A 13,915-nucleotide genomic window follows, 5' to 3' on the forward strand; every position below is an offset into this window, starting at 1 on the left:
CCCCCCCCCCCCCCCCCCCCCCCCCCCCCCCCCCCCCCCCCCCCCCCCCGCCGGCCCGCGCGGCGCGCCCCCCCCCCCCCCCCCGCGACCGTTGCGCGCGCGGCCTGCCTGACCGAAACCGTACGACCGCACACGCATGAACGACCGCAATGCCCCGGATGCCGGGGATTCCACCGACGCACGCAACGAGCCCCACGCAGCCGGCGCGCAAGCCGATACACGGGCGGACACGCAGGCCGACCTGTTCGGCTTCGTCGCACCGGAGCCACAAGCGTTGCCCGCTGCGACCAGAGCGCCGCGGGCGAGAAGCGCCAGCGCCCCGGTCGACGCCGCCGCCGAATCCGCACCCGCGACAGGCGAGCTGGCCGGCTTCGAAGCCCCTCCTACGACCGAGGCGGCTCCGGCGGGCCCTGCGCCCGCTCCGAAGCGCCGCGCGCGCGGCGTGCTGCCGATGGTGGCCGACGAAGCCACGCTCGACCTCGGCGCCCGCCTGCCGCCGCAGGTGCGGCTCGGCACGTCGTCATGGTCGTTTCCGGGCTGGCGCGGCATTGTCTACGGCGACGACTACAGCAACGCCAGGCTCGCGCGCGACGGCCTTTCGGCCTACGGGGCCCATCCGCTGCTGCGATCGGTGAGCATCGACCGCTCCTTCTATGCGCCGCTCTCCATCGCCGATTACCTGCGCTACGCGCAGCAGGTGCCCGACCACTTCCGCTTCATCGTGAAGGCCCCCGCCTCGATCACCGACGCCAGCGTGCGCGGCGATCGCGGCGAGCCGATTGCGGCCAACCCCTGCTTCCTGAACGCGCAGTTGGCGGCAAGCGATTTCGTCGAACCCTGCCTCGCGGGCCTCGGCCCGAAGGCCGGCGCGCTGGTGTTCCAGTTTCCGCCACTGCCCGATCCACTGCTCGCCGACCCGGCGGCACTCGTCGAGCGGCTGTACGCGTTCCTGATGGCGCTGCCGCCGCTGCCGGCCACGCCCGACGGCCCTTGCTACGCCGTCGAGATCCGCGACGCAATCCTGCTCACGCCGCGCTTCGTGCGCATGCTGCGCGCGGCGGGTGTGCGTTACTGCGTGGGACTGCACGCGCGCATGCCCGACCCGCTGCGCCAGGCCACGGCGCTCGCGCTGATGGACGGCGAAACGCCCGCTGGACCGTTGATCGTGCGCTGGAGCCTGCATAGCGGTTTTCGCTACGAACAGGCGAAGGCGCGCTACGAACCGTTCGACAAGCTCGTCGACGAAGACCCGCACACCCGCGAGGCGCTCGCCGAACTGGCCGCGCGCTACGCGCTGGCCGGCCAGCCCGTGCTGATCACGACGAACAACAAGGCGGAGGGATCCGCGCCGCTCTCGTGCGCGAAGCTCGCGCGGGCGATCGCGGACGCATTCCTGCGGTTGAAGGGCGAGACGGCGCCGGAAGAGGGCGTCGAAGAAGGAGAGTCCGGAGAAGCTTGAGCGGCAACGGCGCGCGCGGCCTATGCGGACTGCGTGCGCGCTAAAAGATCACTGCGAAATCACCGCGAGGTCACTCTGCCTTGAGCCGGTGCGCGAACTTCTGCCGGAACTTCGCCACCTTCGGCGCGACGACGAACGCGCAATAGCCCTGATTCGGATGCTGCGCGAAGTAGTTCTGATGGTAAGCCTCGGCGGGATAGTAGTTGCCGTCGAGCGGTAGCACCTGGGTGACGATCTGGCCGTCGTAGACACCTTCGGCCGCCAGTTCCCGGATGGCTTGCAGCGCCGTTTCGCGTTGCGCCTCGGAGTGCGTGAAGATCACCGACCGGTACTGCGTGCCGACGTCGTTGCCCTGGCGGTTGAGCTGGGTCGGGTCGTGAATCGCGAAGAAGATGTCCAGAACCTCGCGATAGCCGATCTTCGCCGGGTCGAACGTCACGTTGACGACCTCGGCGTGCCCCGTGTCGCCGTCGCAAACCTGCTCGTAGCTCGGGTTCGCGACCTGGCCACCCGCATAGCCCGACTCGACCGACACCACACCATCCACACGCAGATACACCGCTTCGAGACACCAGAAACATCCGCCGCCCAAGGTGGCGACTTCGACTGTCTGACTCATGCTGCTCACTCCTTGAACTGGACCCGCAGCCCGCAACTTGTGGCCGCCAGCAACCTTGAAAGCAATAAGTGCAACCCGGACTGCCTCCCGGCGCATCCGTTAAAATTGTGACAATACGCCGGTTTTCCAGATGACACCGATCCCGACACTCACTTTCCTCGCGCCTCGCCGGCTCTTGCCGGGCGGGGCCTCCTGCCGATGACGCGCCGCGCCACCCCACCCAATTTCGACGACGCCGCCTTCCGCCAAGCCCTCGGCCAGTTCGCGACCGGCGTCACCGTCATCACGACGCGCGCGCCGGATGGCCAGCTGATCGGCATTACCGCCAGCTCGTTCAATTCCGTGTCGCTGAATCCGCCGCTCGTGCTGTGGAGCCTGGCTACGCGTTCGGCCTCGATGCCCGTGTTCCGCACGAACAGTCATTACGTCGTGAACGTGCTCGCGGCGTCGCAGCTCGACCTGTGCAAACGCTTCGCCACGGTGAAAGGCGACCGCTTCGAAGGCGTCTCGCACGCGGCCGGGAACACGGGCATGCCCGTGCTGGACGGTGCGATCGCCTGGTTCGAGTGCCACAACCGCAGCCGCTACGACGAAGGGGACCACGTCATCTTCGTCGGCGAAGTGGAACGCTGCGGCGTGCGCGAGGATGTGACCGGCGCGGCGCCGCTCGTCTTCCATGCCGGCGCCTTCCATCAGCTGCAATCGCTCTGAGGCTCCGAGGCACTGAGCAGCGCCGCCGTCAGGCCACGACGCTTCTGGCTTCCTTCTGCTGGATCAGATCGACGGGAACGCCCGCCTCGATCTTGAGCGTCGTGAGCACGATGTTCGAGCGGATGTCCATCACGCCCGGCGCCTTGTAGAGCTTGTTGAGCACGAAGTCCGAGTAGTGCTTGAGGTTGTGCGCGAGCACGCGCAGCAGATAATGCGTCTCGCCCGTCACGACGTACGCACCCACCACCTCCGGCCAGTCGCGCAGCGCCGCCACAAAACGCTCGTGCCAGCTTTCCTGGTCATTGCGCATCGACACCTGCACGAAGGCCTCCATCTCGAACCCCAGCAGTTCGCGATTCAGGCACGCGCGATAGCGATCCACCACCCCCTGCTCTTCCAGCAGCCGCAGCCGGCGCAGACACGCCGAAGGCGAGAGCGAAATGCGCTCCGCCAGATCGAGATTACTGATCCGCCCCTCGTTTTGCAGCACGGCGAGAATACGGCAATCGGTGGCGTCCAACGAGATTGCATTCATATTTGGTCTCCATTCCCGTCCTGTCGTAAATTATGTGCCAGGAACCCCGGTCCGCGGCGTTTTTTTCGCAAGCACATTTCACTCTAGCTTGCCTATCATTCGAAGCACAAGCAGCGAATGCGGATCAAAAACATGAACGACCTCTGGGACATCTCTCCCCCCATCCATCCCGGGACGCCCGTCTGGCCAGGCGACACGCCGGTTAGCGTCGAGCGCGTCTGGCGCATGGAGGCCGGCTCGCCCGTGAACGTGGCGCGCCTGACGCTCTCGCCGCACACGGGCGCGCACACCGACGCCCCGCTCCACTACGACGAGCACGGCGCGCCGATCGGCGCGGTGCCGCTCGACGCCTATCTCGGTACGTGCCGCGTGATTCACTGCATCGGCGCGGCGCCGCTCGTGCGGCCGGCGCACGTGGAGCATGCAATCGACGGGGTGCCGCAACGCGTCCTGCTGCGCACCTATGAACAGGCCCCCGTGGAGCGTTGGGACAGCACGTTCTGTGCCGTCGCGCCGGAAACGATCGATCTGTTCGCCGCACGTGGCGTGCGCCTGATCGGCATCGACACGCCCTCGCTCGACCCGCAGGAGTCGAAAACGATGGACGCGCATCACCGCATTCGCGCGCACCGCATGGCGATCCTCGAAGGCATCGTGCTCGACGCCGTCGCGCCCGGCGACTACGAACTGATCGCGCTGCCGCTCAAGTTCGCGACGCTCGACGCAAGCCCCGTGCGGGCCGTGCTGCGCGCGCTGCCGCGCACGGCCTGAGCGCCTGACCCGCGACCCGACCTCGCACGACACCGATTCAACCCGGATACCGAAGCCCCCACTCCCATGACCTCCATGAACCACCGTAACGACGCCCAGGCAGCCGACCGCGCCGACCCGCTCGCGGCGCTGCGCGACCAGTTCGCGCTCGCCCGCGACACCATTTACCTCGACGGCAACTCGCTCGGCGTGCCGCCGCGCGCCGCCGCTGCGCGCGCGCAGGCCGTGATCGGCGGCGAATGGGGCGACGGCCTGATCCGCAGCTGGAACACCGCGGGCTGGTTCGCGCTGCCGCGCCGCCTCGGCAACAAGCTCGCCCCGCTGATCGGCGCGGCCGAGGACGAGGTAGTCGTCACCGACACGATCTCGGTGAACCTGTTCAAGGCGCTTTCGGCCGCGCTGCGCTTGCAGAACGAACGCGATCCGAAGCGCCGCGTGATCGTCTCCGAGCGCTCGAACTTCCCCACCGACCTCTACATCGCACAGGGTCTGATCGAGCAGCTCGACCGCGGCTACGAGCTGCGTCTCGTGGACGACCCGGCCGAACTCCCCGCCGCCCTCACCGACGACGTGGCCATTGCGATGATCACGCACGTGAACTACCGCACGGGCTACATGCACGACATGCGAGCGCTCACGGAACTGATCCACGCGCGCGGCGCGCTCGCGCTGTGGGACCTCGCGCACTCGGCCGGCGCCGTGCCCGTGGACCTGAACGGCGTGAACGCCGACTACGCGGTGGGCTGCACGTACAAGTACCTCAACGGCGGCCCCGGCTCGCCCGCCTTCATCTGGGTGCCGAAGCATCATCAAAATGCGTTCTCGCAGCCGCTCTCGGGCTGGTGGGGCCACAAGAAGCCGTTCGAGATGAGCCCCGACTACCGCCCGGACGACGGCATCGGCCGCTTCCTGTGCGGCACGCAGCCGATCGTTTCGATGGCGCTCGTCGAAAACGGACTCGACGTGTTCCTGCAGACCGACATGCAGGCCATCCGCCGCAAGTCGCTCGCGCTCACCGACCTCTTCATCGAGCTCGTCGAAACGCGCTGCGCGGGCCTCGATCTCACGCTCGTCACGCCGCGCGAGCATGCGCAACGCGGCTCGCATGTGAGCTTCGAGCATCCGCATGGCTACGAGGTGATGCAGGCGCTGATCGCGCGCGGCGTGATCGGCGACTACCGCGAACCGCGCGTGCTGCGCTTCGGCTTCACGCCGCTCTACGTGCGTTACGTCGATGTGTGGGACGCCGTCGAGACGCTGCGCGACGTCCTCGCCGGCGAGCACTGGCGTGCGCCCGAATTTGCCGCACGCGGCGCGGTGACCTGAGGAGACGGAAATGACCGATCACATGCAGGTTCCCGGCATGCCCGAGACGGGCGTCACCCCCAGCGCGCCGCGCGGCGGCTGTCCTTTCGGCGGCACGGCGGCCGCTTCACAGTCCGCTTCACAGCCTGCGTCTCAGCCCGCTTCGGCGCCGGCTCCCGGTGGGGCGGCAGAATCCGGCGAAGGCTGGCACGACGCCCAGCTCGACTTCTCGAAGTCGATGAGCTACGGCGACTACCTGGCGCTCGACGCCGTGCTCAACGCGCAGCATCCGCTCTCGCCGGACCACAACGAGATGCTGTTCATCGTGCAGCATCAGACGAGCGAACTCTGGATGAAGCTCGCGCTCTACGAGCTGCGCGCGGCGCTCGCGAACGTGCATCGCGATGCACTGCCGCCCGCGTTCAAGCAGCTCGCGCGCGTGTCGCGGATCCTGGAGCAGCTCGTGCAGGCGTGGAGCGTTCTCTCGACGCTCACGCCCTCCGAGTACACGGCCATGCGTCCCTACCTCGGCAGTTCGTCGGGATTCCAGTCGTACCAGTATCGGCAGATCGAGTTCCTGCTCGGCAACAAGAACGTGCAGATGCTCAAGCCGCACGAGCACCGGCCCGAAATTCTCGCGCAAGTGAAGGCGACGCTCGAAGCGCCGTCGTTCTACGACGAAGTGATTCGCCTGCTCGCCCGGCGCGGGTTCGCGATCGCGCCCGAGCGGCTCGCACGCGACTGGACGCTGCAGACGGAACATGACGCCACCGTCGAAGCCGCCTGGCTCGAGGTCTATCGCAATCCTTCGCAGTACTGGGATCTGTACGAGATGGCCGAGGAGCTCGTGGATCTCGAAGACGCCTTCCGCCAGTGGCGCTTCCGGCACGTCACGACAGTCGAGCGCATCATCGGATTCAAGCAGGGCACCGGCGGAACCAACGGGGCGCCTTACCTGCGCAAGATGCTCGACGTCGTGCTGTTCCCCGAGCTCTGGCACGTGCGGACGGTGCTGTAACGCGATCTACGCACAAAGACAGCGCAAAGGAAAACGGCCAGCATCGCGCTGGCCGTATTTTTGTGGCGTTCCGCGAACGCCGTGGCGGCTCGCGCGAACGCAAGCCGCACGCGACCGGTCAGATCACGACCGTCTGCGCTTCCCCTGCCTTGCTCTCGCGCACGATGCCGATCTTCCAGACCTGCTCGCCCGCTGCCGACAGCAGCCCGACGGCCTGGTCGGCCTGGTCGGCCGACACGATCACGGCCATGCCGATGCCGCAGTTGAACACGCGGTGCATTTCCGAATCGGCCACGCCGCCATGCTTCTGCAGCCACGTGAACAACGGCGGCAGCGGCCAGGCGCGATGGTCGAGCTCGGCCGTGAGGCCCTCGCGCAGCACGCGCGGAATGTTCTCGACGAGGCCGCCGCCCGTGATGTGCGCCATACCCTTCACCTTGACCTGCTCCATCAGCGCGAGCAGCGGCTTCACGTAGATGCGCGTAGGTGCCATGAGCGCGTCGGCCAGCGTGCGGCCGTCGAAGTCGGCATTCAGGTCCGGCTGCGCGCGCTCGATGATCTTGCGCACGAGCGAGAAGCCGTTCGAGTGGATGCCGCTCGACGCGAGGCCCAGCACCACGTCGCCCGAGGCAATCGTGCTGCCGTCGATGATCCTGCTCTTCTCGACCGCGCCCACCGCGAAACCGGCGAGGTCGTATTCGCCGTCCGGGTACATGCCCGGCATTTCCGCCGTCTCGCCGCCGATCAGCGCGCAGCCCGACAGCTCGCAGCCGTAGGCGATGCCCTTCACGACCGTCGCCGCCGTATCGACGTCGAGCTTGCCGCACGCGAAGTAGTCGAGGAAGAAGAGCGGCTCGGCGCCCTGCACGAGGATGTCGTTCACGCTCATGGCGACGAGATCCTGGCCCACCGTGTCGTGCTTGTTCAGATGAAAGGCAAGGCGCAGCTTGGTGCCCACGCCGTCGGTGCCCGAAACGAGCACCGGCTCCTTATACTTCTTCGACACTTCGAAGAGCGCACCGAATCCGCCGATCCCGCCCAGCACGCCTTCGCGCAGCGTCTTCTTCGCAAAGGGCTTGATGCGGTCGATGAGCGCGTCGCCTGCGTCGATGTCCACGCCGGCGTCGCGGTACGAGAGGCCCTGGGCGCCTGCGCCCTGGTCGGATTTCGGTTGATTCATGGGGAAGTGCCAGAAGGTCGGTAAAATGCGATTTTAACCGATTGACGGCGCCCCACCGCCGTGGCCAGGTCGAGAAATCTGCCAACCAAGGTGACAACTGCGGTGGCAACCGCGGTGCCCAATACGGCACCCGGCACGGACCGCGGGCCGCCCAACGACCGGAAACCCTCGTTTGTCGCCGAGTTTTGTCACCGCGTTTTGTCGTCGGATACACCGACTTTCACGCTGTCTCCGCGCGCGGTCCCGGGTGGGAACGCGCCTGGGCTCCCGAGCCGGGCAAGGCCGCGCCAGTGAACTGAATTACGCCTGAAACCACCGTGCAGCGACAGTTAACGCTCGATCTCGGCACCCCGCCGCCTTCGACCTTCGACAACTTCCACACCGCCGCCAACGCGGAGCTGGTCGCGCGCCTGCGCGGGCTCGATGCCGCGCTCGCCGGCGGCCCGGTCGCGGATCGCACGTTCTATATCTGGGGCGAGCCCGGCAACGGGCGCAGCCATCTGCTGCACGCGCTCGTGCACGAAGCGCCGCCCGGCCACGCGCGCTATCTCGGGCCGCAAAGCGCGCTCGCGGCGTTCGGCTTCGACCCGCGCGTCGCGATCTACGCCGTGGACGACTGCGATGCGCTCTCGGGCGCCCAGCAGATCGCGCTCTTCAACCTCTTCAACGAGGTGCGCGCGCATCCCACCAGCGCGCTCGTGGCGACCGGCAACACGGCGCCGATGGGGCTCGCGGTGCGCGAGGACCTGCGCACGCGGCTCGGCTGGGGGCTCGTGTTCCACCTCGCGCCACTCTCCGACGAGGGCAAATCCGCCGTGCTCAAGCGCGCGGCGCGCGAGCGCGGCATTGCGCTCGCCGACGACGTGCCCGCCTACCTGCTCACGCACTTTCGCCGCGACATGCCGAGCCTGATGGCACTGCTCGACGCCCTCGACCGCTTCTCGCTCGAACAGAAGCGTGCGGTGACGCTGCCGCTCCTGCGCACGATGCTGGCCGCGGGCGTGCCGTCGCAGGAGGATGCGGCGGCGACGGCGGAGCTTGCGGGCGAACCCGTCGGCGGCGCGAGCGATGCCGGCGACGCATTCGACTTCGGCGACGGCGGCGAGCCCGGTGCGCCTGATCTGCCGGATCCGGCGCCGCCGGTCTCCGCCGACGACGCCGGCGAGCCGGCGCACGATGCGCCGTCTGCCGAAAACCCGGAGCAAGCCGCGGCCCCGTACGAACCGCCGCGCCCGCCCGCGGCGCACGCGCGCGCGCCGCAACCGGTTCCCTTCGTGACGCCCACCGACAACGTCGACGGCGAGTTGGGCGCTCCGTTTCGCGACGTCGTCGACCGAGAACTGGGCGGCGCCTTGACCGGCGAGGTCGAGGCCGACGTCAGCGGCGAGCTGAACGGCGAACTCAGCGGCGACCTCGAAGCCGCCGCGCCCGGTAGCGTGCCGGACGCCGGCGCCGCCGGTGCGCAGGCCCCCGGTATGACGCCCGATGGTGCGGCCGCCTCCTCCGACGCCGCCGCCACGAACACAGCGCCGCCACGCCCCGAGGCCGGGGACACCGCGCCCCCCGAAACCGCGAGCAGCCCCGCTCCGGCTCCTGAACCGCACCACCCGCCCTCCGAAGCCGGCACCGGCAACGGGTTGACCCGCTTCAAGTAAAATGAGCGCCCATGGCTAATCTTGCACTTTTCGATCTCGATCACACGCTGATCCCCACCGACAGCGACCACGAATGGGGCCGCTTCATGGTGAAACTCGGCATTGTCGACGCCGAGAGCTTCGCGAAGCAGAACGACCGCTTCTTCGCCGACTACAAGGCCGGCGTGCTGGACATCCACGCCTATCTCGTCGCCATGCTCACGCCGCTCGCGAAGTACCCGCGCGCGCAGCTCAAGGCATGGCACGACCAGTACATGCACGAAGTCATCCGGCCGGCGATCGTGCCGGCGGCCATGGAGCTCGTGCGCAAGCACCGGGACGCGGGCGACCTCTGCTGCATGGTCACGGCGACCAACGAGTTCATCACGGGCCCGATCGCCGAGGTGTTCGGCGTGGACAAGCTGATTGCCTGCGAGGTCGAAACAGTGGACGGCCACCCCGACTCCGCCTACACGGGCCGCCCGACGGGCACGCCCAGCTACCGCGAGGGCAAGATCGTGCGCACCGAAGCCTGGCTCGCCTCGCTCGGCAAAACCTGGTCGGACTTCGAGCACAGCTACTTCTACAGCGACTCGCACAACGACATTCCGTTGCTCGAAAAGGTCACCGACCCGATCGCGACGAACCCCGACGCCACCCTGCGCGCGCACGCGCAAACGGCTGGCTGGCCCATTCTCGATTTGTTCCAGGCCTCGTGATCAAGAAATTCATCCGCAAGCTGTTCGGCCAGGACAGCGCCCCCGAAACCGCCGCCGAAACGCCGGGCGTCGATACACCGGGCGCCGTGGCCGAAAATGCCGCCCCCGCCCGCGCTTCCACCCGAACGGCCCGCAAGCCGGCCGCCGGCACCGACGACAAGACGATTCGCGGGCCAAAGTCCCGCAGCGCGAAAGGCGCCGGCAAGGGCAGTTCCGGCCAGAGCGCCGATCCGGCCACGCCGGTCATCCTCTCGGCCGACATCCACGGCATCGATCCCTCGCTCATCTCGAAGAACGCGGTGCGCGTGACCGACGGTCTGCAGCAGGCGGGCTTCCGGGCGTTCATCGTGGGCGGCGCCGTGCGCGACCTGCTGCTGGGCATCGCGCCGAAGGACTTCGACGTCGCCACCGACGCCACGCCCGACCAGGTGCAGAAGCTGTTCCGCCGCGCGCGCATCATCGGCCGGCGCTTCCAGATCGTGCACGTGCAGTTCGGCCAGGAAATCATCGAAGTCTCGACGTTCCGCGCGCTGGTGGACGCCCCGCCGGCCGCCGAGCCCGCGCCGGACGGATTGGGCGCTCCGGGCGGCAGTCCGGGTAACAGGCGCCTGCGCCGCGACGAACTCGACCGCAAGACCCACGCGGTGGACGCGAGCGGCCGCGTGCTGCGCGACAACGTCTGGGGCGAGCAGCACGAAGACGCCACGCGCCGCGACTTCACGATCAACGCGATGTACTACGACCCGGCCACGCAGACCGTGCTCGACTATCACAACGGGATGGCCGACATGCGCGCGCGCCTGTTGCGGATGATCGGCGACCCGGCCACGCGGTTCCGCGAAGATCCGGTGCGCATGATGCGCGTGGTGCGCTTCGCCGCGAAGCTCGACTTCGAGATCGAGGAGCGGACGCGCGAGCCGATCAAGGAACTCGCCGACCTCATCAACAACGTCCCGGCCGCGCGTCTCTTCGACGAGATGCTCAAGCTGCTGCTCTCGGGCCACGCGCTCGAATGCCTCAAGTGGCTGCGCAAGGAAGGCCTGCATCACGGACTGTTGCCGCTCCTCGACGTGATTCTGGAAGAGCCGCAGGGCGAGCGCTTCATCTCGCTCGCGCTCTCGAGCACCGACGCGCGCGTGCGCGCCGGCAAGCCGGTTTCGCCGGGCTTCCTGTTCGCGACGCTCTTGTGGCACGACGTCCAGCAGCGCTGGCAGCAGTACACGGCCGCGGGCGAGTACCCGGTGCCGGCCATCCACCGCGCGATGGACGACGTGATCGACGTCCAGACGGAGAAGCTCGCGATCCATCGCCGCTACTCGTCGGACATGCGCGAGATCTGGGGGCTGCAGCAGCGCCTCGAAAAGCGCGGCCGCAGCGCGATCAAGCTGCTGGAACACCCGCGTTTCAGAGCGGGGTATGATTTCCTCCTGTTGCGCTGCGAGTCGGGCGAGCTCGACGAGGAAATCGGGCAATGGTGGACCGATTTCATCGACGGCGATTTCGCCGCGCGCGAAGCGCTCCTCTCCCAGGGCGGCAAGGAACGTGCGCCGCGCAAGCGCCGCCGCCGTGGCGGAGCGAAGAACCGCAAGACGGCCGAGGGCGCAGCAGGCGGTGAAGAAAGTGGCGAAGGCGCGGAAGCGCCGGCGCGCGCGGACCACGACGGTCCCTTCGAGGACTGACTGCGGGAGCGCCGCATGCCGCCGGACCATGGTGCAATGGACGAACCGGAAACGACAGTCGCAGGAAGTGAAGCCATGACGGTTGCCTGGCTGGGAATTGGCGCGAATCTGGGGGATGCGCGCCAGACCCTCAAAGACGCGGTGGTGTGTCTTGCACAGCAGCACACCCTCGCCGTGCTCGCGAAGTCGAATCTTTACCGCACCGCGCCCGTCGACGCGGGCGGCGACGACTATTTCAACTGCGTCGTGAAGCTCGAAACGCGCCTTGGCGTGCGCGAACTGCTGGCCCTGTGCCAGCGCATCGAACACCACTTCGGCCGCGAGCGCCCGTTTCGCAACGCGCCGCGCACGCTCGACATCGACATCCTGCTTTACGGCGACGCCGTAATCGACGAACCCGACCTGACCGTGCCGCACCCGCGCATGACGGGCCGTGCGTTCGTGCTCGTGCCGGCCGTCGAGATCGACCCGAACCTCGCGATTCCCGGCCACGGCCCCGCGAGCGCATGGCTCCCGGCCGTCGCCGACCAGCGCATCGAGAAAGTCAAACCACCGTGCCAGTGCATGGGCGCCGCACCGGCCGCCGCCCCCGCCGACATCGTGGCGGATACGTCGCCGAACGCCCCCGCGCCGGGCCGCACCTGCCCATGATGAACACGCCGCCACTCGCCCCGGTCACACGCGCGGCCCGCCCAGCGCTCGCGCACATCGCCATCGAAGGACCGATCGGCGCGGGCAAGACGGCGCTGGCCACGCGCCTCGCCGACCGCTGGTCGATGCAGACGCTCTTCGAATCGAACGCGAGCAACCCGTTTCTCGAGCGCTTCTACCGCGACCCGTCGCGGCACGGACTCGCCGCGCAACTGCATTTCGCGCTGCAGCGCGAGCGGCTCGCGCGCGACGTCGCAGCCCTGCGCGCCGCGGGCAAACCCTTCGTGACGAACTTCGTCGCGGGGCGCGACGACCTGTTCGCACGCCTCACGCTCGCCGAAGACGAGTTGCCGCTCTACCGCGCGCTCGCCGCGCGGCTCGTCGCGAACGCGCCGCCGCCGGACCTCGTGGTCTATCTGCAGGCGAGCCCCGAAGTGCTCTACGCGCGCATCCAGAAGCGAGCGAACCCCGCCGAGCTGCCGATCTCGGACGCCTTCCTGCGGGCCCTCTGCGACAGCTACAACGAATTTTTCTATCATTACGACCATGCGCCGGTGCTGACCGTCGGCGCCGAACACCTGAACCCGCTCGACTCCGATGCGGACCTTGCGCTTGTCGCCGAGAGGATCGAGACGATGCGCGGGCGCAAGGAGTCCTTCGTCAAGGGCATGCCGCGCTGACGTCGACGCAAGGTCGACTCTGCCAGGTCGACGCCAAAGCAGCGGCCCCTTCCCGTTTTCCTTTCCAGACGGATTCCCTCATGACTTACCTGCAGGAAACGAGCCGCAGCGCCGTGACCGTGCCCAAACTCCAGGCCATGCGCGACGCCGGCGAAAAGATCGCCATGCTCACGTGCTACGACGCGAGCTTCTCGTCGCTATGCGACCGCGCGGGCGTCGACGTGCTGCTGATCGGCGACTCGCTCGGCAACGTGCTGCAAGGCCAGACGACGACGCTGCCCGTCTCGCTGGACGAAATCGCCTATCACACGGCTTGCGTCGCGCGCGCGCAGCCGTCCGCGCTGATCGTCGCCGACCTGCCGTTCGGCACCTTCGGCACGCCCGAAGACGCGTTCGCCAGCTCGGTCAAGCTGATGCGCGCAGGCGCGCAGATGGTGAAGATCGAAGGCGGCGAATGGCTTGCACCCACGGTGAAGATGCTGGTCGAACGCGCCGTGCCCGTGTGCGCCCATATCGGCCTCACGCCGCAGTCGGTGCATGCCTTTGGCGGTTTCAAGGTGCAGGGCAAGACCGAGAGCGGCGCGGCGCAGATGGTGCGCGACGCGCAGGCGCTGGAGGCGGCGGGCGCGCAGCTCGTGGTGATCGAGGCCGTGCCTTCGGCGCTCGGCGCGACGGTCACGAAGCAGTTGCGCATTCCGACGATCGGCATCGGCGCCGGCGTGGACTGCTCGGGCCAGGTGCTCGTGCTGCACGACATGCTCGGCATCTTCCCCGGCAAGCGGCCGAAATTCGTGAAAGATTTCATGCAGGGCCAGCCGAGCATCGAAGCCGCCGTTGGCGCGTATGTGAAAGCGGTGAAAGACGGCTCGTTCCCGGGGCCCGAGCACGCGTTTCAGTAACAGCAGGCGACCCTGAAGACGAAGGGCGCGGGCCATGCGGCGCCGCGCCCTTCTT

Annotated in this window: 12 protein-coding genes and 2 pseudogenes; 11 read left to right on the forward strand and 3 right to left on the reverse strand. The window is 68.2% G+C overall.

The features are described 5' to 3' along the window. A pseudogene (locus V8683_RS16120) lies at positions 1-1,459 on the forward strand (DUF72 domain-containing protein); the annotation flags it as partial. 70 nt (positions 1,460-1,529) lie between these two features. Here V8683_RS16120 and msrA read toward each other — a convergent pair. Beyond that, positions 1,530-2,078, reverse strand: a complete 549-nt coding sequence (gene msrA, locus V8683_RS16125) for a peptide-methionine (S)-S-oxide reductase MsrA (protein WP_411186932.1) — start codon at positions 2,076-2,078, stop codon at positions 1,530-1,532. 198 nt (positions 2,079-2,276) lie between these two features. Between msrA and V8683_RS16130 the strand changes: the two genes are divergently transcribed. Beyond that, complete coding sequence (locus V8683_RS16130; RefSeq protein ID WP_411186934.1) at positions 2,277-2,789, forward strand: flavin reductase family protein; 513 nt, start codon at positions 2,277-2,279, stop codon at positions 2,787-2,789. A 28-nt stretch (positions 2,790-2,817) separates the two neighbouring features. Here V8683_RS16130 and V8683_RS16135 read toward each other — a convergent pair whose 3' ends face one another. Beyond that, positions 2,818-3,324, reverse strand: a complete 507-nt coding sequence (locus V8683_RS16135; protein WP_411186936.1) for an Lrp/AsnC family transcriptional regulator — start codon at positions 3,322-3,324, stop codon at positions 2,818-2,820. 132 nt (positions 3,325-3,456) lie between these two features. Between V8683_RS16135 and kynB the strand changes: the two genes are divergently transcribed. From kynB to kynA, 3 genes are all read left to right on the forward strand, one after another. Beyond that, positions 3,457-4,095, forward strand: a complete 639-nt coding sequence (gene kynB, locus V8683_RS16140; protein WP_411186938.1) for an arylformamidase — start codon at positions 3,457-3,459, stop codon at positions 4,093-4,095. Positions 4,096-4,170: 75 nt separating this feature from the next. After that, on the forward strand, positions 4,171-5,421 hold the full coding sequence (kynU, locus tag V8683_RS16145; protein WP_411190437.1) for a kynureninase: 1,251 nt from the start codon (positions 4,171-4,173) through the stop codon (positions 5,419-5,421). 10 nt (positions 5,422-5,431) lie between these two features. Then, the gene (gene kynA / locus V8683_RS16150) at positions 5,432-6,418 is read left to right on the forward strand and encodes a tryptophan 2,3-dioxygenase (RefSeq protein ID WP_411186940.1); all 987 of its coding nucleotides are present in this window, start codon (positions 5,432-5,434) and stop codon (positions 6,416-6,418) included. 118 nt (positions 6,419-6,536) lie between these two features. On the opposite strand, the gene purM is transcribed toward kynA, so the two are convergent. After that, on the reverse strand, positions 6,537-7,598 hold the full coding sequence (gene purM, locus V8683_RS16155; protein WP_411186942.1) for a phosphoribosylformylglycinamidine cyclo-ligase: 1,062 nt from the start codon (positions 7,596-7,598) through the stop codon (positions 6,537-6,539). Positions 7,599-7,915: 317 nt separating this feature from the next. Between purM and hda the strand changes: the two are divergent. The 6 genes and pseudogenes from hda to panB form a co-directional block, all read left to right on the forward strand. Further along, positions 7,916-8,623 (forward strand): annotated as a pseudogene (gene hda, locus V8683_RS16160) (DnaA regulatory inactivator Hda); the annotation flags it as partial. A gap of 641 nt (positions 8,624-9,264) precedes the next feature. Beyond that, positions 9,265-9,951, forward strand: coding sequence for a histidinol-phosphatase (locus V8683_RS16165; RefSeq protein ID WP_411186944.1), 687 nt, complete (start codon positions 9,265-9,267; stop codon positions 9,949-9,951). Further along, on the forward strand, positions 9,948-11,630 hold the full coding sequence (pcnB, locus tag V8683_RS16170) for a polynucleotide adenylyltransferase PcnB (protein ID WP_411186946.1): 1,683 nt from the start codon (positions 9,948-9,950) through the stop codon (positions 11,628-11,630). The genes V8683_RS16165 and pcnB overlap by 4 nt, the downstream gene beginning before the upstream one ends. Positions 11,631-11,705: 75 nt before the next feature. Then, the gene (gene folK / locus V8683_RS16175) at positions 11,706-12,281 is read left to right on the forward strand and encodes a 2-amino-4-hydroxy-6-hydroxymethyldihydropteridine diphosphokinase (protein WP_411190438.1); all 576 of its coding nucleotides are present in this window, start codon (positions 11,706-11,708) and stop codon (positions 12,279-12,281) included. Then, positions 12,281-12,961, forward strand: coding sequence for a deoxynucleoside kinase (locus V8683_RS16180; protein WP_411190439.1), 681 nt, complete (start codon positions 12,281-12,283; stop codon positions 12,959-12,961). The genes folK and V8683_RS16180 overlap by 1 nt, the downstream gene beginning before the upstream one ends. An 80-nt stretch (positions 12,962-13,041) precedes the next feature. Continuing rightward, positions 13,042-13,860, forward strand: a complete 819-nt coding sequence (panB, locus tag V8683_RS16185; RefSeq protein WP_411186948.1) for a 3-methyl-2-oxobutanoate hydroxymethyltransferase — start codon at positions 13,042-13,044, stop codon at positions 13,858-13,860. Positions 13,861-13,915 lie beyond the last annotated feature (55 nt).

This window comes from Paraburkholderia sp. AV2 (assembly GCF_054968425.1).